General features: G+C 63.3%; 16 protein-coding genes. 11 read left to right on the forward strand and 5 right to left on the reverse strand.

Annotation, left to right across the window (positions count from 1 at the left end):
* Positions 1 to 16: 16 nt before the first annotated feature.
* Together ACS13N_RS22360 and ACS13N_RS22365 are read left to right on the forward strand one after the other, a co-directional pair.
* Positions 17 to 3,577, forward strand: a complete 3,561-nt coding sequence (locus ACS13N_RS22360; RefSeq protein ID WP_438933785.1) for an indolepyruvate ferredoxin oxidoreductase family protein — start codon at positions 17 to 19, stop codon at positions 3,575 to 3,577.
* 14 nt (positions 3,578 to 3,591) lie between these two features.
* The gene (locus tag ACS13N_RS22365) at positions 3,592 to 4,389 is read left to right on the forward strand and encodes a thioesterase II family protein (protein ID WP_438933786.1); all 798 of its coding nucleotides are present in this window, start codon (positions 3,592 to 3,594) and stop codon (positions 4,387 to 4,389) included.
* A gap of 10 nt (positions 4,390 to 4,399) precedes the next feature.
* Here ACS13N_RS22365 and ACS13N_RS22370 read toward each other — a convergent pair whose 3' ends face one another.
* A complete protein-coding gene (locus ACS13N_RS22370; RefSeq protein ID WP_438933787.1) occupies positions 4,400 to 6,184 on the reverse strand; it encodes an EAL domain-containing protein in 1,785 nt (594 codons plus the stop codon).
* A 252-nt stretch (positions 6,185 to 6,436) separates the two neighbouring features.
* On the opposite strand from ACS13N_RS22370, the gene ACS13N_RS22375 reads away from it, so the two are divergent.
* Positions 6,437 to 7,465, forward strand: coding sequence for a MerR family transcriptional regulator (locus ACS13N_RS22375; protein WP_438933788.1), 1,029 nt, complete (start codon positions 6,437 to 6,439; stop codon positions 7,463 to 7,465).
* Positions 7,466 to 7,533: 68 nt separating this feature from the next.
* On the opposite strand, the gene ACS13N_RS22380 is transcribed toward ACS13N_RS22375, so the two are convergent.
* Positions 7,534 to 8,364, reverse strand: a complete 831-nt coding sequence (locus tag ACS13N_RS22380) for a DUF4349 domain-containing protein (protein WP_438933789.1) — start codon at positions 8,362 to 8,364, stop codon at positions 7,534 to 7,536.
* A gap of 275 nt (positions 8,365 to 8,639) precedes the next feature.
* Between ACS13N_RS22380 and ACS13N_RS22385 the strand changes: the two genes are divergently transcribed.
* The 3 genes from ACS13N_RS22385 to ACS13N_RS22395 are packed head-to-tail and all read left to right on the forward strand — an operon-like array spanning position 8,640 to position 10,520.
* Entirely contained in the window at positions 8,640 to 9,146 is a 507-nt protein-coding gene (locus ACS13N_RS22385; RefSeq protein WP_438933790.1) for an ester cyclase, read from the forward strand.
* Between the two features lie 19 nt (positions 9,147 to 9,165).
* Positions 9,166 to 9,996 (forward strand): SDR family NAD(P)-dependent oxidoreductase, encoded by an 831-nt coding sequence (locus tag ACS13N_RS22390; protein ID WP_438933791.1) that lies wholly within the window; start codon positions 9,166 to 9,168, stop codon positions 9,994 to 9,996.
* A gap of 17 nt (positions 9,997 to 10,013) precedes the next feature.
* Positions 10,014 to 10,520: a 2,4'-dihydroxyacetophenone dioxygenase family protein gene (locus tag ACS13N_RS22395; RefSeq protein ID WP_438933792.1), complete on the forward strand. Its 507-nt coding sequence runs from the start codon at positions 10,014 to 10,016 to the stop codon at positions 10,518 to 10,520.
* Positions 10,521 to 10,577: 57 nt separating this feature from the next.
* Here the strand turns inward: ACS13N_RS22395 and ACS13N_RS22400 are convergent, their stop codons facing one another.
* The gene (locus ACS13N_RS22400; protein ID WP_438933793.1) at positions 10,578 to 11,258 is read right to left on the reverse strand and encodes a Crp/Fnr family transcriptional regulator; all 681 of its coding nucleotides are present in this window, start codon (positions 11,256 to 11,258) and stop codon (positions 10,578 to 10,580) included.
* 156 nt (positions 11,259 to 11,414) lie between these two features.
* Between ACS13N_RS22400 and ACS13N_RS22405 the strand changes: the two genes are divergently transcribed.
* Complete coding sequence (locus ACS13N_RS22405; RefSeq protein WP_438933794.1) at positions 11,415 to 12,797, forward strand: MFS transporter; 1,383 nt, start codon at positions 11,415 to 11,417, stop codon at positions 12,795 to 12,797.
* 71 nt (positions 12,798 to 12,868) lie between these two features.
* Here ACS13N_RS22405 and ACS13N_RS22410 read toward each other — a convergent pair whose 3' ends face one another.
* Positions 12,869 to 14,524, reverse strand: coding sequence for an APC family permease (locus ACS13N_RS22410; protein ID WP_438933795.1), 1,656 nt, complete (start codon positions 14,522 to 14,524; stop codon positions 12,869 to 12,871).
* Between the two features lie 362 nt (positions 14,525 to 14,886).
* Here ACS13N_RS22410 and ACS13N_RS22415 point away from each other — a divergent pair, with 362 nt between their 5' ends.
* Complete coding sequence (locus tag ACS13N_RS22415) at positions 14,887 to 16,242, forward strand: MATE family efflux transporter (RefSeq protein WP_438933796.1); 1,356 nt, start codon at positions 14,887 to 14,889, stop codon at positions 16,240 to 16,242.
* A 129-nt stretch (positions 16,243 to 16,371) separates the two neighbouring features.
* Entirely contained in the window at positions 16,372 to 17,805 is a 1,434-nt protein-coding gene (locus tag ACS13N_RS22420) for a hypothetical protein (RefSeq protein WP_438933797.1), read from the forward strand.
* A 178-nt stretch (positions 17,806 to 17,983) separates the two neighbouring features.
* On the opposite strand, the gene ACS13N_RS22425 is transcribed toward ACS13N_RS22420, so the two are convergent.
* Positions 17,984 to 18,592 (reverse strand): helix-turn-helix domain-containing protein, encoded by a 609-nt coding sequence (locus tag ACS13N_RS22425; RefSeq protein ID WP_438933798.1) that lies wholly within the window; start codon positions 18,590 to 18,592, stop codon positions 17,984 to 17,986.
* A gap of 87 nt (positions 18,593 to 18,679) precedes the next feature.
* Between ACS13N_RS22425 and kbl the strand changes: the two genes are divergently transcribed.
* Both kbl and ACS13N_RS22435 read left to right on the forward strand, forming a co-directional pair.
* Positions 18,680 to 19,909, forward strand: coding sequence for a glycine C-acetyltransferase (gene kbl / locus ACS13N_RS22430; protein ID WP_438933799.1), 1,230 nt, complete (start codon positions 18,680 to 18,682; stop codon positions 19,907 to 19,909).
* Positions 19,909 to 20,871, forward strand: coding sequence for an NAD-dependent epimerase/dehydratase family protein (locus ACS13N_RS22435; protein ID WP_438933800.1), 963 nt, complete (start codon positions 19,909 to 19,911; stop codon positions 20,869 to 20,871). The genes kbl and ACS13N_RS22435 overlap by 1 nt, the downstream gene beginning before the upstream one ends.
* Positions 20,872 to 20,957: the final 86 nt, after the last annotated feature.

Genomic DNA, 20,957 nt, shown 5'->3' on the forward strand with positions numbered 1-20,957 from the left:
CCTTCGCGAGGTTCGCGTGCAACTCACCACGGCACAAGACAAATACACGGCGCACACGGGGCGCGTGTTCCTGAGCGGCATTGATGCGCTGGTCCGCCTGATGGTGGTGCAGCGCTTGCGTGACCGTGCTGCGGGGCTCAACACGGCGGGCTTTGTTTCAGGCTATCGCGGCTCGCCGCTAGGTGGGCTGGACCAGGCGTTCTGGAAAGCCAGCGATGCATTGGCCGCGCATGACATCCGCTTCCAACCCGGTGTGAACGAAGACCTGGCTGCCACCGCCGTGTGGGGCACGCAGCAGGTGCACCTGCTGGGTGAGTCGAAGCACGACGGCGTGTTTGCGCTCTGGTATGCCAAGGGCCCGGGCGTGGACCGCTCGGGCGATGTGCTTAAGCACCTGAACCATGCCGGCACCAGCGCGCACGGCGGCGTGCTGCTGGTGGCGGGGGATGATCACGGTGCGTACTCGTCCACACTGCCGCATCAGAGCGATCACCTGTTCTGCTCGGCGATGATTCCCGTGCTGTATCCGGCCGATGTGCAGGAGTACATCGAGCTGGGCCTGCACGGTTGGGCCATGTCGCGCTATTCGGGTTGCGCGGTGGGCTTCAAGGCGCTGGCCGATACGGTGGAGTCGTCCGCCGGCATCGATGCCGATCCGTTTGCGCTGCAGATTCATCTGCCGACTGACCATGTGCTGCCAGAAGGCGGGCTGAACTGCCGCCTTTCATCAGACCCACTGGGCCTGACCGCGCGCAAGCAGGAAGCGCTGATGCAAGACCACAAGCTGCCCGCCGTGCTGGCCTATGCGCGCGCCAACCGGCTCAACCGCACCACCCACGATGCGCCCACCGCGCGTCTGGGCATCATCGCCTCCGGCAAGAGCTACCGCGATGTACGCGAAGCACTCGCCCTGCTGGAGATCGACGCCGATGCACCCGAGATGGCCAGCCTGCGTCTGCACAAGGTGGCCATGCCTTGGCCGCTGGAGCCACAGGGCATCTGCGATTTCGCCACGGGGCTGGACGAGATTCTCGTCATCGAAGAGAAGCGCCCGGTGGTGGAATCGCAGTTGCGTCAGTTCCTGTACGACCTGCCGGACAACGCGCGCCCGCGGATCGTCGGCAAGTCCGACGGGGTGGGCGAGCTGGCGGGCCCTGCTGGCAACGGCGTGTTCTCCGCCAAGACGGATCTTTCCGTCGCGCAGATCGCTATGGTGATTGCGGATCGGCTCGCACAGTTTCATCCGCAGGGCCGCCTTGCCAAGACGGTGGCCTGGTTGCGTGACCGGCAGGCCTTTCTCGATCGTGAGGTGGCAACGCCCGCGCGCTCGGCCTACTACTGCTCGGGGTGCCCGCACAGCACGTCCACCAAGGTGCCCGGCGGCAGCCTGGCGCTGGGTGGCATCGGTTGCCACATCATGGCCACCGCCATCTACCCCGAGCACAACAAGACCTTTACGCAGATGGGTGGCGAGGGGGCAACGTGGATCGGCCAGGCGCCGTTCTCGCAGGTGCCGCACGTGTTTGCCAACCTGGGCGATGGCACCTACTTCCACTCGGGCTATCTCGCCATTCGCGCGGCCATAGCCGCCAAGGTGAACATCACCTACAAGCTGCTCTACAACGACGCCGTCGCCATGACCGGCGGCCAGCCAGTGGACGGCACCGTGACCGTACCGGCCCTTGCGCGGCAGCTGGCGTCAGAAGGCGTGACGCGCATTGCGCTGGTGTCGGAAGACCCATTACGCCATGACGGCCGTACTGGCTTGCCAGACGGCGTGACCATCCACCCGCGCGAGTCGCTCGATGCCGTGCAGCGCGAGTTGCGCGAGGTGCAGGGCACCAGCGTGCTGATCTACGAACAGGTGTGCGCGGCGGAAAAGCGCCGCCGCAAGAAGAAGCAAGCCGTGCAGGCGCCGGCCCGGCATCTCTTCATCAACCCGCTGGTGTGCGAGGGGTGCGGAGACTGCGCCACGCAATCGAACTGTTCGTCCATCGTGCCGCTGGAAACCGAGTTCGGCCGCAAGCGTGCCGTACATCAGGGGTCGTGCAATCAGGACACCTCGTGCGCCAAAGGGTTTTGCCCAAGCTTCGTGACTGTGGAAGGCGGCCGCCTGCGCGGCAGCGGGCGCAAGCAACAGAAGGCTGCGTTGCCGGATAACCTGCCAGCCTTGCCGACGCCGCTGCTTGCAGCGTTGGATGCGCCGTTCAACGTGCTCATCTGCGGCATTGGCGGCACGGGCGTCATCACGGTCGGCACCATCCTCGGCATGGCCGCGCACCTGGAAGGCAAGGGTGCCTCGGTGCTGGACATGACCGGCATGTCGCAGAAGAACGGCGCGGTGATGTCACACGTGCGCATTGCGCGGCGGCAGGACGCGCTGCACTCGCAGCGTATTCCTGCCTGCCAGGCAGACGTGGTGCTGGGCTACGACATCCTGACCGCCGCTGCGCGGGATGCGGTGGACAAGATCAAGCCCGGCCATACGCAAATCGTGCTGAACACGGAGGAGACACCCCCTGGGCACGCCATCCGGCAAGTGGACTGGCAGTTCCCCACCGAGCAACTGCGCCGCCTGTTGGGGGAAACGGCCGAGGCCAAACTGGAGTTTGTTGACGCCGGTGCGCTGGCACAGCACCACCTGGGCGATGCGCTGTACACCAACCTGCTGATGCTGGGCTATGCGTTTCAGCGTGGGCTGCTACCGCTGTCGGAGGCGTCCATCCTGCGTGCCATTGAAGTCAACGGCGTGGCGGTGGCGGCCAACCAGCGTGCGTTCCAGTGGGGGAGGTATGCGGCGTTCGATGCGGGCATCGGGGCGAGCAAGCCATTGGCGGAATCCATCATCAAGCTGCAAAAGCCTGCCAGCCTGGATGCCGTGCTCGCGCATCGCCGTGGCTTCCTGACGGCTTACCAGAACGAAGCCTATGCGCGCCGCTACGTGAACTTTGTGGAGCACGTACGGCAAGCCGAGCGCGCTGCCACCGGCAAGCAGACGTTGGCCACCGCCGTGGCGCACAACCTGTTCAAGCTGATGGCCTACAAGGATGAGTATGAGGTGGCGCGCCTGTTCAGCGGTGAGGACTTCCGCCGCGCCTTGGCCGAGACCTTCGAGGGCGACGTCACGCTGCGCTTTCATCTGGCGCCGCCGATCCTTTCGGCGTTGGAAGGCGGCACGCCGCGCAAGCGCACGTACGGGCCCGGCACGCAGCGCCTGTTTGCCGTGCTGGCGCGCTTCAAGTGGCTGCGCGGCACGCGCTTCGACCCGTTCGGCTACACGCACGAACGCCGGCAGGAGCGCGCGCTCATCGTCGAATACGAGCACGCCATCGACACCGCGCTCGGCAAGCTCAATGCACTCACATACGACACGGCGCTGCAACTGGCCAACCTGCCCAAGCAGATTCGCGGCTACGGCCACGTGAAGGCCGCCAGCATCGAATCCGCCCGCACCCGCCAGCACGCGCTGCTGGCGCAACTGACCGGCCACAGCCCGGCGCAGGAAGCGCAGGCGCCTGCGTGGCCGGCTTTCCCTGGCGCAGATGCCTACGGCCTGCCGCGTGAGGTTTCCTGGTAAGGAGGGTGACCGCCATGTCCCAGCTACGCTATATCGTTCCGATCGGGCGCACGCCCGTGACTGCGCCGCGCCTGCGGTTGTACTGCTTCCACCATGCTGGCGGCAGTGCGGGCAACTTTGCCAAGTGGCCGGCCGGGCTGCGGAGCTTCGAGGTGCGGGCCATTCAGTTGCCGCATCGCTTTCTGCCGGCAGGGGTGGCGCGCGCCGGTCATCTCGATGAACTGCTGCCCGGCATGGCCGATGAGGTGGCCGGTGCGCAGGCCGATGCGTTGCCGTTTGCGTTTTACGGGCACAGCCTGGGCGCACTGGTGGCATTCGAGCTGACCCGTACGCTGCGTGCGCGCGGTGGGGTGCAGCCGGTGGCGCTGGCCATTTCCGGGCATCGTGCACCGCATCGGCTATTGGGCCGCCCGCCGATCTGCGAGTTGGAGCAGACCGCCTTCATCGACCGCCTGCGCGGGCTGGGCGGTATGCCGGAATCCGTGCTGACGGACACGCGCACGCTGTCGTACATCCTGCCGACGCTGCGTGCCGACCTGCGACTGTCGGAGATCTACGACTACCGCGTCGAGCCGCCGCTGTCGTTGCCGCTGTTCGGCTTTCGCGGCCAGGATGATCCGCTGTTGAACGAAGCGGACTATGCCGCCTGGGCCGACGTCACGCGCGGCCCGAGCGTACTGCGCACGCTGCCCGGTCATCATTTCTTTGAGCAGGGAGGGCTGGAGGCGCTGCACGCACACCTTGAAGCCGATCTCACGCCGCTGGCCAACCGCCCGGCCCGCCGCCGGCGCGATCCGGCGGAGGCGCTCTAGCAGCAGACGCTCAGGCGATGGCCGACAGCGTTTGCGCGGGCCGCATTGCTTCCAGGTAGAAGCCGCTGTCGCTCTGTTTGGCACGGCGTTTTGCCAGTGCAGCTGCCGTACCGATGTCGTCGCTGTTGCGTGCGGCGCCGGGGTACACGTGCAGCGCACCCACCGCCATCGTCACGAAGCGGAAGAACGCCGGCAGACCCTTGCGGTCTTCTGCGTGGATGCCGCCGGCTATCTGGTCAGCCGGCGTGTACATGGCCAGCGCGTTGGTGTTGAACGTGGCGATGGCATGCTCAACGCGCGCGCGCCAGTCGGCGCTCTGGAACAGGATCAGGAAGTCGTCCCCGCCCACGTGGCCGAGAAAGTCGCGCGTCGGCTCACACGCCGTGGCCAGCACGGCAGCGGCCATCTTCAGCATCTCGTCACCCTGCCAGTAGCCGTACTGGTCGTTGAAGGGCTTGAAGTGGTTCAGGTCGACATAGCAGGCGTAGAACTCCGCGCGGGCTTCCAGCAAACGTTCAATGTGCAGGTTCAACGGAATGTTGCCAGGCAGGAACGTGAGCGGGTTGGCATAGCGCGCCGCTTCGATGCGGATTTCGGTGACGGTACGCACGAGCTCTTCGCCCGTGCCCAGGCCCAGGTAGCGGCCGTGCTCGGTGATGATGAAACCGTCGGTCAGGTAGCGCTGGTCTTCGCTCATCAGCAGCGCGGACATGTCTTCCAGCGAGGCGGATTTCTCCACCAACACCGGCTGCCGGTTGGCAAACGCCAGCGCCGGCTTCTTGCCGTACAGCTCACGGTGATACGGCATCGCATAGCGATCAATGAAGGCGCGGCGGGCGATGAGTGCCAACGGCCGCTCGTCTTCATCGAGTAGCGCCACGGCGTGCAGATCGGGGTGGCGGTTGAACAGGTTCAGCACGTCGTCGTTGCTGCAGCGCAGGGGCAGGGTGGGCGCCACGTGCAGCAGCTTGCTTGCCGTGATGGCACGCCAGCCTACGCGCACGGCCTGTGGAAACACTGCAATCTGCGATGACTGCAGCACGCGCGCTGCCTGGCTCGACATGTCGCTTGCCGGCTTGTCCTGCGGCCGCCCCAGAAAGAAGCCCTGGCCGAAGCGGATACCCAGATCGCGCACCACGCCCAGTTCGTCTTCCGTTTCCAGCCCTTCGGCAATGATGCTGGTCGCGCTGCCCTTCAGCGTTTGCTGCAATGAGCGCGTGACGTCCAGCTTGGCCGGGTGCTTGGCAATGTCGCGCAGGAAATACTTGTCGAGCTTGATGAAGTCCGGCGTCAGCTCGATCAGCAGGTTCAGGTTGGCGTTGCCCGTGCCGAAATCGTCCAGCGCGCACTGCATGCCAAAGTCACGCGCCACCGACAGCGCCTGGGCAAAGCTAGCGAGGTCATCAATGGGCGTCTGCTCGGTCAGCTCGATGACGATGCGCGACGGGTGCAGATCGTGGTCGGCAATCGCGTGCAGCAGGCGGGCGTGATCTTGCAGCAACTGGCGCACGCCAAACGCGCTGAAGTTCAGGAACAGCTTGCCCGGCAGGCGCATGGCCGAGAAATTGGCGATGGCCAGGCGTGCCGCGGTCGTCTCCAGCGCAATCGCGCCCTGCGTGTCCGATGCTGCGGCAAACAACGCAGCGGGCGATTCCATGGCCGAGCCGACCGGCCCGCGCAGCAGTGCCTCGTAGCCGAGCACCTCGGTGGTGGACAGGCGGAAGATCGGTTGAAACACCGTGCGCAGCATCTCGGGCGCAATGCCCGCCGGTAAGGGAAGCGGTGAGGAAGTCATGGCGTTGGACGGAAGCTCAGACATTCCGCCTAACGGTCACATGCGGGACCGCTGAACACAGAGTTAAATGAATTTTTTGTGACGCACGGCGTGGCGCGGGCTGGCGGGCCCGAGTCCCCACCACAGAGGGGCATGGTTCAGAATGCGGAGTGCGCCTGCGTCTTCACGGGGCGTCATCCATTCACGCCGCGCTTGACCCTCACACTGCGTGAGGTCCTAGCCTGGGTTCAAGCCAAAAGACAGGAGCTGACCATGTTGTTGAAAGTGGGCGACCTCGCCAAACGCTGCGGCCTCACGGTCCGCATGCTGCATCACTACGACAGCATCGGCCTGCTCACGCCTTCGGCCCGCTCCGACAGCGGCTACCGGCTATACGACAAGGCTGACATCGCCCGGCTGCACCAGATCCAGGCGTTGCGGCGTTTCGGCATGTCGCTGGCTGATGTCGGGGCTTTTCTGGCAAGCCCGGACGTTCCCCTGACCACGATCATGGAACGGCAGATTGCGATGCTCGATCAGCAGATCACGCAGGCCAGCGTGCTGCGCGACCGGCTGACCCGTCTGCACGACCAGCTCATGCGTAAGGAAGAGCCCGAGCTTGCCGAGTGGCTCACAACCTTGGAATGGATGACCATGTACGACAAATATCTTTCGCAGGAAGAGCGCCAGCGTGCCGAACGTCTGGATGCGGATGTCGCCCGCAACGAGCGCTGGGCGGCGCTGGTGGCAACGGTACGCACGGCGATGGAGCGCCAGGTGCCCTCACGCAGCAGCGAGGCACAGGCGCTCGCCAAGCAATGGATGGAGCTGCTCGCCAAGGACGCCGCGCTGGACCCCATCCTCACGGCCAAGCTGCACACCATGCACATCAACGAGCCGATCCTGCAGGATCGCACCGGCATCAGCCTGGCAATGCTCGACTTCATCATGGAAGCAGCCAACGAGACCAAGCTGGTGCTCTATGCGAAGTACCTGTCGCCGCAGGAGCTGGAGTACATGCGTGCGAATTTCGGCAAGCGTGCCAACGAGTGGCCGACCCTCATCGCCCAGGTGCGGCAGCATCTTGCCAAGGGGACGGCACCGCATGCGCCGGAGATGCAACAGCTTGCCCGGCAATGGATCGATCTGTTCCGCTCGTATGCGGGTGACGATCCGCAGACGCAGGCGAAGATCCGTCTGGCAATGGAGCGTGAGCCGGCGCTTTCCGCCAGCCCGTGGATGGGGCCCGACCTGATCGCCTACGTGCGCGAGGCGATGGAAGGGTTGATGAAGGCGGCGTAAGCCCAAAGAAAAAGCGCCCGCTGATTCTGGCGGGCGCTTTGCTATTTGGCGACCAATCGATCAATCGATCAATCGGCCGACTTCTGCTGCCGCCGTTTTTGCCGCACGCGTGCAACCAGCACGCCCACGATCGACAGCACGATCACCCACGGCAGCAGGTAGGCCACCGCCGAGATCACGCTCGCGCTGGCGCTCACCAGTGCTGGCAGGAACTCACGGAAGGCATTGCCGATGGGCGCCCACAGGCTGCGTGCAGCTGTCTGCCGGGTGCTCAGGTCGATCGACAGCACCTCGCGGTTCACGCGGTCCATCAGATGCGCGTTCTTGCCGCTGGCCGCTTCCAGTTCGGATTGCGTTTCCGACAGCTTTTCTGCGATCAGGATCAGGTCTTCCACCTTGGTCGCCTTGCGCTGTAGGTCGAGCAGGCTGGCGCGGTAGTTCTTGAGCATCTCCAGGCGCTTGCCGACCTCGGCAATCGGTTGGCCCAGGTCGTCCACGTGGGTGCCTTGGCTGACCACGCCACCGCTGTCGGCCAGGCGCTTGCGCATGGCGCGTACACCCTCGGGGCTGGCGCGCAGGTTCAGGTGGGCGGTGCCGCCGCGCTGGTCACGTTCAAGCTGGATGCTGGCATCCATGACCGTGCAGTGCCAGGTGGCTTCGTTCACGCAGGCGTCCTGCAGCTCGCGGTACAGGCGCTCCAACTGCGGGGCGTCGATTTCCAATGAGACGCGATGCTCGTAGGCGAGAAACCGGCGCTCGGCACCCTCGGCCTGCTTGGCGCTGGCCTCCGGCGAGGCGGCCAGCATGGCAGTCGGTCCGGCGCCACCGGGTGCTTCCTCTTTCTTGCCGCACGCGCCAAGGGCAAGCACCGACACAACCACGATAAGAAGCCGTTTCATAAAGGATGACCGCATGCGTTGTTCTTGATGGAGGGGTCTGGAGGGCTGGAGATGCGCTGTGGAGCGCAGTCTAGCGTAGGGAAGCGGTTCCTATGTTCACGTTCCCTAACGTTGCGGGCGGTATGCCGGCCGTTTCGTCAGCTTCGGGTTAGTCCCAGGACGAGATCGCCAATCCACGACAGTCTGCGCGCGGGTCGTTTTTGATAATGCCCTGGCCTGCCCGGTTCCGATTGCGGTTCCGGGCCCCGACGATGCCTACAGGACTGGAGACGACGATGGACACCGTACCGATCAGCGCAGCGCTGCGCGCGCACCGCGAACGCCTCGTGCTGGATCACTTTGCCGACGAGATCAAGCAAGACTTTGACGCCGTGCTGGCAACGTTCCCGCATCCGCACTACGAGATCATTCCCAACGGCGATGTGTACGACGGCAACGACGGCGTACGTGCGTACTACACGGCGAGCCGAAAGGCCTTTCCTGACCAGCGCAGCGAGATCATCAAACTGCGCCACACGGAAGACGCCGTCATCGTTGAATTCTGGCTGCTGGGCACGCACCGTGGCGTACTCCGGGGGTTGCCGCCCACGGGCAACAGCTTCCGCTGCCGCATGATCGCGCTGTTCCTTTTTGACGGCGAGACGCTGATCTGCGAGCGCATCTACTTTGACAGCCTGACGATGATGCGCCAGCTGCTGGGCGGGCTGCCTGAGCCGGCCAGGCTGCAGGTGCTGGCCGGCATGCTTGGCCAGGCGGATGCACAGCCCGCACCCACGGCCTGATCCGCACAGGCAGATGGCGATGGAATCCAACGCATACGTACGTGCCCCCAGCGCGGCTTCGCTGGGCGAGGCACCTGGAAGAGGGCGTCTGGCGGGGCGGCGCGTGCTGGTGGTGGGCGGCGGACAACGTGTGTTTGACGCCGCCACCGACCCGATCGGCAATGGCCGGGCGATCTCCATCCTCGCCGCCCGCGAAGGTGCGCAGGTGGCCGTAGCCGACTATGACCTTGCCAGCGCACGCGAGACGGTTCGCCGGATTGAGCAGGAGGGTGGCCGTGCGTTTTCCATCCAGGCGGACATCACCCGCGATGACGACGTGCGCCGCATGATCGATGCGGCGGCAGATGATCTGGGCGGTCTCGATGGCATGGTGCTCAACGTCGGCATTACCTGCCCGACCGGGTTGCACGGCTTCACGCTCGACGAATGGGATCGCGTGCTCGACACCAACCTGCGCGGCCCGATGCTGTGCTGCCGCCATGGTCTTGAACGCATGGAGGATGGCGCTTCGATCCTCTTCGTGTCGTCCATTGCCGCCCGACGTGCAGGTTCGCAGCTCGTTCCGTACGACGCATCCAAGGCAGGGCTGGAAGGGCTTGCCAGGCATGTGGCGATGGAGGGCACGCGGCGCGGTATCCGCGTGAACACGGTTATGCCCGGCTTGATCGATACCCCGTTGGGGCGCTTGACCACCGCGGGCCGCCCAGAGCGTGGTGCCGTAGCGGGCCCGTTCGGCCGGCATGCCACCGCGTGGGAAGTCGCTTACGCACTGCTCTTCTTTCTATCCGACGAGAGCGTCTACATCACCGCCCAAACGCTGGCGGTGGATGCCGGTATCACCGGCCTATAAACCTATGGGAGATTGCAATGGCTCTACCTGAAGTCACGACCCACCAGGACCGTCTGCTCACAGTCAACGTGAACGAAGTGGGCGGCCTGCCAACCGAAATGCCCGGCGTGACGATCACGCCGCTGTTTCTTGATCGTGAGAACGGCGTGTGGGTGCTGTACGGCAAGTTTGAACCCGGCACTGTCCTGCCGACGCACTTCCACACCGGCACCGTTCACTTCTACACGACCAAGGGGCAATGGAACTACATCGAGTATCCGCACGATCCGCAGACCGCGGGCAGCTATCTCTACGAGCCGGGCGGCTCCATCCATACCTTCTCGGTGCCTGCCGATGCCAAGGAGGCGGCTGAGGGCGTGATGGTGGTGTACGGCGCCAACATCAACTTCGTGAACGGCGAATACCACAGCATCATGGATGCCGGCGCCATCGAGGCGGCCGTACTCGGCGCGGTAAAGATGGGCGCCATCCCCATGCCCAAGTACATCCGTCCCAAGGGCGGGGCTGAGTTCTCGACGTTGTAAGCCGCCACGTTGGTTGCCAGGCAGGGCCATCGTTCGATGGCCCCGTCGTGCGGCGTTTCAGCTGGCGAGCTGACGCAATGCCGCCTTGTCGAGCAGCGTCACGCACCCATAGTCGAGGCTCAGGATGCCCTGGCCTTCCCACTGCTTGAGCTGCCGGTTCACGCTCTGCCGCGAGACGCCGAGCATCTGGCTCAACTCTTCCTGCGACAGGCGCAGCGCTGCGTCTGCCTCGCTGGGCACCGCGTGCGCATGCAGTTGCTGCGCATCCAGCAGACGGCGCGCCAGTCGCGTCGGGAACGGCAGCAGAACCGTGGCGTCGATCCACTCCAGCGCCCCGCGATAACGGTGGCCGATCAGACGGACGAACTCGCGCAGGAACTTCGGCTGCTCGTCGACCAGGGCGTGGAAGGTGGCCGCCGGCACGACCCGCAGCTCGCAATCGACCACGGCGCGGGTGTCGTACACGCGCGGCGCATCCATCAGCAGTGACACCTCCCCAAACCACTGACCCGCCTCGACGATGCCCAGCATCGCCTCGCGCCCGCTGGCCGCCGTCGTGCTGACGCGGATGCGGCCACGCTGCAGGTAGAACAGCGCGTCCGGCGCCGAGCCGTAGGTAAAGAGCACCTCGCCTTTGGCCAGGCGCCGGTCTCTGGCATTGGCGCGCAGCAAGGCGTCAAGCTCCGCTGACAGTGCAGGGGCTGCAGATTCGGCTGAACCAGTGGAGTCTTCTCGCATGGGGGCGTGTGCTGTCGGAGCCAGCACAGGAAATGGGTTCCTGCCCGCCATTTTCACAGGGATTCTCGCGATCGTTCCAGACAGGGTTAGTCCTCATCGGAGAGTGCCAATCGGCGACAGTCTTGCCACGGCGCCGACGCCAAGATGGGCCGGCCCATGTCGAGTCCGACCCCAGGGCGCACCAGCCGAGGCCCGATGATGACCGCAACGCACGATGTCAGCAGCACCCATCCCCCCATGGCGGACGACGCCCTGTTCCGGAAAATCAGTTGGCGCCTGTTGCCGTTGCTGTGTGTCTGCTACCTCTTCAACTACCTGGATCGGACCAATGTCGGGTTTGCGCAATTGCAATTGCGCGAGCAGCTTGCCTTTGGCGACACCGTGTTCGGGCTCGGGGCGAGCATCTTCTTTCTCGGGTATGCGGTCTTTGAGGTCCCGAGCAACATGCTGCTCGCCCGCATTGGCGTGCGTGCGACGCTGCTGCGCATCATGAGCCTGTGGGGGCTCGCCAGCGCGGCCATGGTGTTCGTGACCACGCCGACACAGTTCTATGTGCTGCGTTTCCTGATCGGCGTGTTCGAAGCCGGGTTCGCGCCTGGGGTGCTCTACTACCTGACGCTCTGGTTTCCGAAGCGGCGTCTTGCGCAGGCGACGGCCTTCTTCTTCATGGCCTACGGTTTGGCGCCGATCGTTGCCGGACCGGCGGCGGGAACCATCATGACCTACCTGAACGGCGTCGGGCAGTTGCATGGCTGGCAATGGTTGTTCCTGCTGGAAGGGCTGCCCTGCGTGGTGCTGGGCATCGTTGCTTTCCGTATCCTGCCCAACCGGCCGGCGGAAGCGCCTTGGCTGAGCACCGCCGAACGCGGTCGGTTGCAGGTGCTCTTGCAAGAGGGTGGTGCGCAACAGTCCCACAGCCATACAGGTGGGCTGGCCGATGCGCTGCGCGATACGCGAATCTGGGTGCTCGGCTTCGTTTCGTTTCTCGTGATTCTGGGGGTCTATGCGCTCGCGTTCTGGAGCCCCACGATGTTGAAGGGGATGGGGCTCACCGTCATGGAGGTCGGCCTGTATTCAACGCTGCCCGCCGTCTGCGGCGTGGTGGGTTCCATCGTGGTCGGACGCCACTCGGACCGCACCGGCGAGCGGTGTTGGCACTTCGGTTTCGCAGCACTGGCGGGAGCAGTGGGGCTGGTGTCCGCCAGCGCATTTCCGACCAATGCGGGCATGGCCCTGCTGTGTCTTGCGCTGGCGTCTGCCGGCATCTCCAGTGCGTTCACGGTGCTGTGGGCAATGCCGGGGAGCCTCCTTGTCGGCAGGAGCGCAGCAGCCGGTATCGCCATCATCAGCACGATTGGCGGCAGCGCGGGGATGGTAGCGCCGGTGGCGGTAGGCATCATCAAGGCGGCCACCGGCGGGTTCACGTTGAGCCTGATGCTGCTCAGTTGCGCGCTGGTGATGGCGGCCGTGATCTTTGTGGCGTTCTTCCGGCGGGCACGCGCGTTTTCTGCTGAGCCGGAACTTTCTGAAGCGCGGTAGGCGGTGACACAAATAAAAAACGCCCGCCGGCAGAACCGGTCGGGCGCTTTTTCTTGCTGCCGCAATGAAGCTTAGATGCCTTGCGGCACTTCGCGTGGCGCACGCTTGTCGTCGCGCACCTCAGCATCTTCATGCACGCTGTCCACCTCTTCCAGGTAGCGCGTATGCCAGCCGCTGGCCACGCCCCAGTGGTAGAAGACCAGCGAGATGGCCGCCACGATGCCCATGTCCCAGCCGTAGGGGATGAACCCGTGGCCGCCGAACTCCTTGCTGCCGCAGTACGACAGCGCGGCGATGGTGGGCAGGTAAGCAATCATCCACCACGCGCCCTTGAGCTCCGTCTTGAAGTCGGGCCAGCCGGCCTTGGCCTGGTAGTAGAAGTACACGGGCAGGGCTACCAGCATCAGCACGATGATCTCGCCGGTCAGCGGCCACTTGGCCCAGTACAGGATGAGCGATGCACACACGAACGCAAACGGCGCCACCAGCGACAGGCCCGGCAGACGCAGCGGACGGTGCAGCCCCGGCGACGTGCGGCGCAGCGACATCACGCTGATCGGCCCCGTCAGGTACGAGATGACCGTCGCCACCGAAATGACGGCCGCCAGCGCACCCCAGCCGCGGAAGAAGAACAGGAAGATGAACGACACGCCCAGGTTGAACCACATGGCCGGACGCGACACGCCAAACAACGGGTGCACGCGGCCGAAGATGGCCGGCATGGTGTTGTTGCGCTCCATCGCATAGATCATGCGCGTGGTGGTGGCCATGTACGTGCTGCCGGTGCCCGAGGGGCTGACGAACGCGTCGATGTACAGCACGATGGCCAGCCAGTTCAGGTTGAGCGCAATCGCCAGTTGGGCAAACGGCGAGTGGAAATCAATGCCGTGCCAGCCGCCCGCCAGCGACTCCGGCGGCACCGCGCCCAGGAAGGCGATCTGCAGCGCCACGTAGATCACGGCCGCCAGCAGGATCGAGCCGATCACCGCGATGGGCACGTTGCGGCCCGGGTTGCGCGCCTCGCCCGCCAGGTTGATCGGGCTCTGGAAACCGTTGAAGGCGAACACGATGCCGCTGGTGGCAATGGCGGTCAGCACCGCAGACCAGCCGTACGGTGCGAAGCCGCCTACGCCATTCCCCGCGCCGCTTGCCGCTTCGGTCATGCCGAAGTTGCTCGGGTGGAAGCCTGCGCCAATGAGCGCCACGGCCGTTGCCGCCGGAATGATGAACTTGAAGATGGTGATGGCGTTGTTGGCCTTCGCAAACACCTTCACGCCCCAGTAGTTCAGCAGGAAGTACACGATGACCAGCACAGCGGAGAGCACCAGCCCCACCGGCGTCAGCTCGCCATGCTGGAACAGCCCCTGCGCCCACGGCCACGGCCACGAACTCATGTACTGGATGGAGGCCTCGGCCTCAATGGGGATGACCGTGACGATGGCGATCCAGTTGGCCCACGCGGCCACGAAGCCCACCAGCGAGCCGTGCGAGTAGCGCGCGTAGCGCACCATGCCGCCGGACTCGGGGAACATCGCGCCCAGTTCCGCATACGTCAGGGCGATGGCCAGAATAACGATTGCGCCGATAACCCAGGTGAAGATGGCAGCAGGGCCTGCCACCTGCGCGGCATGACCCGCACCGAACAGCCAGCCCGAACCGATGATCGAGCCGAGGCCAGTCAACATCAGGGGCCAGGCGCCAAGGTTGCGTTGTACGTTTTTTTCCAAGGGAGTCTCCACCCCGGCGAGTTCGGACGCTCGACAGGGCATCGCGGTTTGCTTACCAGTCCGCTTAGTTCTACCGAGGCGACGCTGTTTTGGCGCCGCCCACCGTCCCATGTGGTGGGTTTCACCAGCCTGGGACATGCGTGCACGGGTTGACGCGTAGCATCAACCGCACCTGCCCGGTCGCGATGAAAGGCGCGGCGCGGTGCCTGCCTTCCGGGGGGATTCGCGTATAGTCATCGGCGACGTTGTGCGGGGTGCCGCACTTGCCGCTCGATTGCCGGAACTCGCAATGGGGCGCAATCATAGCGAAATCGCTGGCGGTTGCACCTCTTTTTCACCGTTTCTCCCAGTTTTTTTACCCCATGGAGTCCTCATCCGTCACATCGGTTGCACCTGCGACACCTGCGCAGTGGCACCGTCGCGTGCTGACGCTGGCGTTTCCGATCGTGCTGGCTAACCTGACGCAGCCGATCCTGTCGGCGGTCGACACCGCCGTGGCGGGGCACTTGCCTGGGCCGGAGTACATCGGCGGGGTGGCGCTGGGCGGGGTGTTCTTCAACTTCGTGTTCTGGGGCTTTGGCTTCCTGCGCATGGGCACCACGGGGCTGGTGTCGCAGGCGCATGGTGCGGGCGATGCACGTGCGCTGCGGGCGAGCGTGGTGCGTGCACTGTTGCTGGCGTTGGCGATCGGGGCCGCGCTGCTGGTGCTGCAGGGGCCAGCCATCCGCATCACCCTGGCGCTGCTGGGTGCGAGCGAATCCGTTACACGCATGGCCGAGGTGTATTGCCATGCGCGTATCTGGTCAGCGCCGTTTGCGCTGGCCAACTATGTGGTGCTCGGCACCTTGCTCGGGCGCCAGCAGGTGCGGCGGGCGCTGCTGCTGCAGGTGTTCATCAACACGGTGAACATGGTGGCGGTGCTCAGCCTCGTGCTGGGTGCACGCATGGGCGTGGGCGGCATCGGTGCCGCGACGGCGCTGGCGGACATCGCCGGGTTTGCGCTGGGCATGCTGCTGCTGTGGCTGCAACGCCCGCTGGGTTTGCCGCCGCTCACGCGTGCTGAACTACTCGCGCGAGATGCGTGGCGCCGCCTGATGGGCCTGAACACGGACATCTTCCTGCGCACGCTCTGCCTGCTGGCCGCCTTCGGCTGGTTTGCCCACGCGGGCGCCAAGCAGGGCGACGTGGTGCTGGCCGCCAACGCGCTACTGCTCAACTTCCTGACCTTCATGGCCTACGGGCTGGATGGCTTTGCGCATGCGGCCGAAGCCCTGGTGGGCGCAGCGCTGGGTGGGCGCGATCGTCGCGCGTTGCGCATGGCGATCCGCGTGTCGACGCTCTGGTCTGTACTAGGGGCGTGCCTGTTTGCGGCGGTGTATGCGTTGGCAGGCTCGGCCATCATCGGCGTGCTGACCGATCAGCCGGCCGTGCGCGAAGCCGCACGACATTACCTCGTATGGGCGGCGCTGCTGCCGATCGTGTCGGTGTGGGGCTTCCAGTTTGACGGCGTGTTCATCGGCGCCACGCGCACGCGTGAACTGCTGGTGACGATGGCTGTGGCGGCCGCTGTGTTCTGGGGACTGTCGATCACGCTGCAGCCGCTGTGGGGCAACCACGGGCTGTGGGTGTCGATGCTGGGGTTCATGGCGCTGCGTGGGTTGATGCTGGGTGTGTTGCTGCCGCGCGTGTGGCGTGTGGCTCAGCTGCAAGTGATTTAACAGGCCACTGATCTAGTGTGGCTTTCCTCACAGAAGCGTTAGCGAAGAGATAAGTTGTCGGGTGCGTGTATCGGAGAATTAGTGGGGAAGTTGCTTTTTTCAACTTATTAAAAATTTCAGGGGTTTGGCATGAGGGTCTCTGAGTATTTCAAACTTGGAAAGAGTCAGCCTTATTTGGATTTTGTCGATGTTCGGCTTGATACCGATCTTCCTGTTTTTTTGGATCCAGGGAGATTGCGCAGTATTAACAGCACATGGGCAACAGAATGCTTATCTCTGCTGCAAGGTTATTTTGATACCGTTCTAAAGAGAATATCTGCGGGTGATCATGATGGTGCTATAGATTTGCTTTCGTGTTTAGGGGAAAACAACGACTTTCACTTTGGATTTTCCAGTGGAAAATCACGAGGGAGCGGAATGGGGGATGGGTCTGCGCGCGATGTATGGTCGGCGTTGACCAAATCGAAAGCCGGTGTGACGGGCTTGCTGCAGGATCTGGAAGATACTTGTCTGCTCATTGATGGCATTGGCCCTGACAGAATATCGGATGCTGTTTGCAACATACTCCGGGCTCCATTAATAAAGTACACTCAAAATGCATGTGGTTATTATGGAATTCCTTTGGTGTCTGATGTTGCATCTGGGCCAATATGGAATCCGAAATCTGAGACATGGGAGGAGTATCTAGTTTCGCTACCGGTATCGGATTTCGGTCGTGTGATCCTTGTTCCGAAAATAGCGGTGAGGCACAGGGTTTGGTATGACTCGCAGGAATATTACCGGCACTATCTTCTTCCGGAAATGCAAGAGGAGGAGAAGCGTCTCAATACTGGTTTGGTCTGGGTGCTAAAGGATGGTCGTAAGCGTGTAACGAAGAAAAGTCTCATGGAAAAATATGGGGCTGACAAACTCGCAGTCGTGGAACAAACCATTAAGCACCCTTCTGTATTGGATAAGTACCGCGAAGAGAAAAAGAAGAGACTCCCAAGAGCGCTAGATCACCTTGGGTTGGCGGAAATAGAAGGCTCGAGTCCGCCGGACCTCGCGGAGCATCTGAAGAGACTAACCAAAATCTCACCGGGACGGAAGCAGGCAACCGAGTACGAGAATGTGATCGAAGAAATTCTCACTGCGCTTTTTTATCCGTCACTGACAACGCCAACGAAGCAACATCAAATTCATCAAGGACGGAAGCGCATTGATCTTACGTATGTGAACAGCGCAACAAGCGGGTTTTTTTATTGGTTATCGCTGCACTATCCAAGCGCGCATATATTTGTGGAGTGCAAAAACTATGCGGAAGATGTGGGGAATCCGGAGCTAGACCAGTTGTCTAGTCGATTTTCACCGAGCCGAGGGCGAGTCGGTTTGCTGGTTTGCAGGAAGATTGATGATTGGGAAGCCTTGCTGCAGCGTTGTATCGACACTGCCCATGATGATCGCGGTTTTATTATTCCGATCGACGATGGTTCTCTGAAAGAGATGGTCGAGGCGGGGCGAGATGGTGCTAGCCCCATGCAATTCCATTATTTAAGAAGAATATTCAACAAACTTATTATGTAGGGATTTTATTTTAATGCTGTCGAGATTGATTTTTCTATTTTCTATTTAAATTTTCTGTGTTGGAGGCGCAGGTTGGCCTCTTAGCCTTGGCAAGTGCGGCGGGCTGCGATGTCGTAGTTAGATGGCTATGCGGTAGGTCGATTGCTGATCAGTGCTGGCGGATGCTGCACTGTTGTTACTACTGCGCACACTCCACCACCAGCAACGCCGTCGCCACCGTCTTCCCCGCATTCGAAATCGCGTGCTGCACGTCCGCCGGGTAGCGCGCGGATTCTCCGTGCCGTACCTTTTTCTCGCTCGACCCGGATTGCACCGTCAGCGTGCCGCTGAGCACCGATAGGTGCTCCTTTGTCCCCACCTCATGGGGTTCTGACGCCAGCACACCGCCCGGCTGGATCGTCAGTTCATACCACTCGAAGCGTGCGGCCAGGTCCACCGGCCCAAGAATCTTCAATTCGCACTTGCCATCCGGGCTTTTGATGACTGGGATGGAGTGAGCCGGGATGACCGTCACGGACGGTGCCGCATCCGCAGCACCTTCGGGTGAGAGGAAATCCGCCAGCCCCACACCCAGCGCAGTTGCCAAGCGCCACAGCACGGCCACGGTTGGGTTGGCAAGGTTGCGCTCAACCTGCGAGAGCATCGATTTGGACACGCCGGCGCGGCGCGAGAGTTCGTCCAGCGACAGCTTGCGTGCCTGACGCAGCACTTGCAGCTTGGCGCCAACGGCCGGTGGGCCGTCAGCTAGCCCTTCTTCAAACGGACGGGTGGCAGGGGCTTGTGCCATCGGATGGTATCTTGTAAATTGAACAAATTATTCGATATATCGAACTTGTTCGATTTATCGATCAACGCAGTCTACAGGAGGAGCACCATGGGGACAACGGCAGGCAATGCTTCGACAGGGGCTTCGATCGAGGCTTTCTACGCCAACATCCGCCACGAACTGGAAGCCATCGAAGAGGCCGGTCTGTACAAGACCGAGCGCATCATCACCTCGCCGCAGGGCAGCGTGATCCGCACGGCCGACGGCAAGGAGGTCATCAACCTCTGTGCCAACAACTACCTGGGTTTGTCGTCGCACCCCGAGGTGCTGAAGGCCGCGCATGAGGCGCTGGACTCGCACGGCTTTGGCCTCAGCTCTGTGCGCTTCATCTGCGGCACGCAGGATCTGCACAAGACGCTGGAAGCGCGGCTGGCGAAGTTTCTTGGCACGGAAGACACCATCCTCTACGGCTCGGCGTTCGATGCCAACGGCGGCTTGTTCGAGACGCTGTTCGGGCCGGACGATGCGGTGATCAGCGATGAGCTGAACCACGCGTCCATCATCGATGGTATCCGCCTGTGTAAGGCCCGCCGCTATCGCTACAAGCACAACGACCTGGATGATCTGCGCGAACAACTGAAGGCTGCCGATGCAGCGGGTGCGCGCTTCAAGTTGGTCTTTACCGATGGCGTGTTCTCGATGGATGGCACCATCGCGCGGCTGGATGAGATTCGTGCCATCTGCGATGAATTCGGGGCGTTGCTCGGTATCGACGAATGCCATGCCACGGGCTTCCTGGGCAAGCGCGGGCGCGGCTCGCACGAGCACCGCGGCGTGTTCGGCAAGATCGACATCATTACCGGCACGCTGGGCAAGGGCCTGGGCGGTGCGTCGGGTGGTTTCACCAGCGCACGCAAGGAAGTGGTGGCGCTGCTGCGCCAGCGCTCGCGGCCGTATCTGTTCTCGAACACGGTGGCACCGTCCATCGTTGGGGCGTCGATCAAGGTGCTGGACTTGCTGGAAGCCGACACATCGCTGCGCGACAAGCTGGAAGACAGCGCGCAGTACTTCCGCCGCAAGATCGTCGAACTGGGCTTTGACATCAAACCGGGTGACCACCCCATCGTGCCGATCATGGTGTACGACGCGCCCAAGGCACAGGCGCTGTCCAAACGCCTGCTGGAGCTGGGTGTGTATGTGATCGGCTTCTTCTACCCGGTGGTGCCCAAGGGGCAGGCGCGTATTCGCGTGCAGATCAGCGCGGTGCATGAACGCGCGCAACTCGATGCGGCACTCAAGGCGTTTGAAACCGCCGGCAAGGAACTGGGGATCATCTGATGAGCAGCAGCACGAGTGCGGCGCCGCGCATCCTCATCATCGGCGCCAACGGGCAGTTGGGGACGGAGCTGGCTGCAGCGCTGGCCGAGCGCTACGGCACCGGCAACGTGGTGACCAGCGACATGGTGCCCAAGGGCCGCCACCCGCAGATCCGCCACGAAATGCTCGACGTGACCGATCGCGGCCAATTGCGCGAGATCATCGAGCGCCACGGCATCACGCAGATCTACCACTTGGCGGCGGCGCTTTCTGCGGCGGCCGAACAATCGCCCACGTGGGGCTGGCAGCTCAACATGAACGGTCTGCTGAACGTGCTGGAGGCCGCGCGCCAGCACAACATCGAGCGCATCTTCTGGCCGAGTTCGATTGCCGCCTTTGGCCCGACCACGCCTGCAGACAACACGCCGCAGAGCACGGTCATGGAGCCCAAGACCGTCTACGGCATCTCCAAGCTGGCGGGCGAGGGCTGGTGCCGCTGGTATTTCGAACACCACGGCATCGACGTGCGCAGCCTGCGCTATCCGGGGCTGATCTCGTACAAGACCGCGCCGGGCGGCGGCACCACAGACTACGCCATCGACATCTTCCACTCCGCTGTGAAGGGCGAGCGCTACACGTGCTTCCTGGAGAGCGACGAAGCCTTGCCCATGATGTACATGCCTGACGCCGTACGCGCCACCATTGAGCTGATGGAAGCCCCGGCCGAGCACATTACCGAGCGTGGCAGCTACAACCTGGCGGGCGTGAGCTTTACGCCGGCAGAACTGGCCGCCGAAATCCGCCAGCATCGCCCGTCGTTTGAAGTGGCGTATGCGCCGGATTTCCGTCAGGCGATTGCCGCAAGCTGGCCCAACTCGATTGACGATTCCGTTGCACGGCGCGACTGGGGCTGGAAGCCTGAATACGGCGTGGCAGAGATGACGGCCGACATGCTGAAGAACCTCGCGCATCTGGCGCATTGAGCACATGCCCCGCAGTCGGCAGAAATAGGCCGGATGTGCGGGGCTGTTCCCAGTATCGGTCGGACAAGTTGTGTCCAACAATGCAG

The sequence above is a fragment of the Ralstonia sp. 24A2 genome (genome assembly GCF_051783885.1).
Classification (GTDB): Bacteria; Pseudomonadota; Gammaproteobacteria; order Burkholderiales; family Burkholderiaceae; genus Ralstonia.

Excerpts from the sequence above, each read along its gene's own strand:
- ACS13N_RS22400 (WP_438933793.1), bottom strand. The coding sequence starts at position 11,258 with ATGCGAGAAGACTCCACTGGTTCAGCCGAATCTGCAGCCCCTGCACTG.
- ACS13N_RS22425 (WP_438933798.1), bottom strand. The coding sequence starts at position 18,592 with ATGGCACAAGCCCCTGCCACCCGTCCGTTTGAAGAAGGGCTAGCTGAC.
- kbl (WP_438933799.1), top strand. The coding sequence starts at position 18,680 with ATGGGGACAACGGCAGGCAATGCTTCGACAGGGGCTTCGATCGAGGCT.
- ACS13N_RS22420 (WP_438933797.1), top strand. The coding sequence starts at position 16,372 with ATGAGGGTCTCTGAGTATTTCAAACTTGGAAAGAGTCAGCCTTATTTG.
- ACS13N_RS22385 (WP_438933790.1), top strand. The coding sequence starts at position 8,640 with ATGGACACCGTACCGATCAGCGCAGCGCTGCGCGCGCACCGCGAACGC.
- ACS13N_RS22390 (WP_438933791.1), top strand. The coding sequence starts at position 9,166 with ATGGAATCCAACGCATACGTACGTGCCCCCAGCGCGGCTTCGCTGGGC.
- ACS13N_RS22365 (WP_438933786.1), top strand. The coding sequence starts at position 3,592 with ATGTCCCAGCTACGCTATATCGTTCCGATCGGGCGCACGCCCGTGACT.
- ACS13N_RS22375 (WP_438933788.1), top strand. The coding sequence starts at position 6,437 with ATGTTGTTGAAAGTGGGCGACCTCGCCAAACGCTGCGGCCTCACGGTC.
- ACS13N_RS22380 (WP_438933789.1), bottom strand. The coding sequence starts at position 8,364 with ATGAAACGGCTTCTTATCGTGGTTGTGTCGGTGCTTGCCCTTGGCGCG.
- ACS13N_RS22395 (WP_438933792.1), top strand. The coding sequence starts at position 10,014 with ATGGCTCTACCTGAAGTCACGACCCACCAGGACCGTCTGCTCACAGTC.
- ACS13N_RS22435 (WP_438933800.1), top strand. The coding sequence starts at position 19,909 with ATGAGCAGCAGCACGAGTGCGGCGCCGCGCATCCTCATCATCGGCGCC.
- ACS13N_RS22405 (WP_438933794.1), top strand. The coding sequence starts at position 11,415 with ATGTCGAGTCCGACCCCAGGGCGCACCAGCCGAGGCCCGATGATGACC.
- ACS13N_RS22415 (WP_438933796.1), top strand. The coding sequence starts at position 14,887 with ATGGAGTCCTCATCCGTCACATCGGTTGCACCTGCGACACCTGCGCAG.
- ACS13N_RS22370 (WP_438933787.1), bottom strand. The coding sequence starts at position 6,184 with ATGACTTCCTCACCGCTTCCCTTACCGGCGGGCATTGCGCCCGAGATG.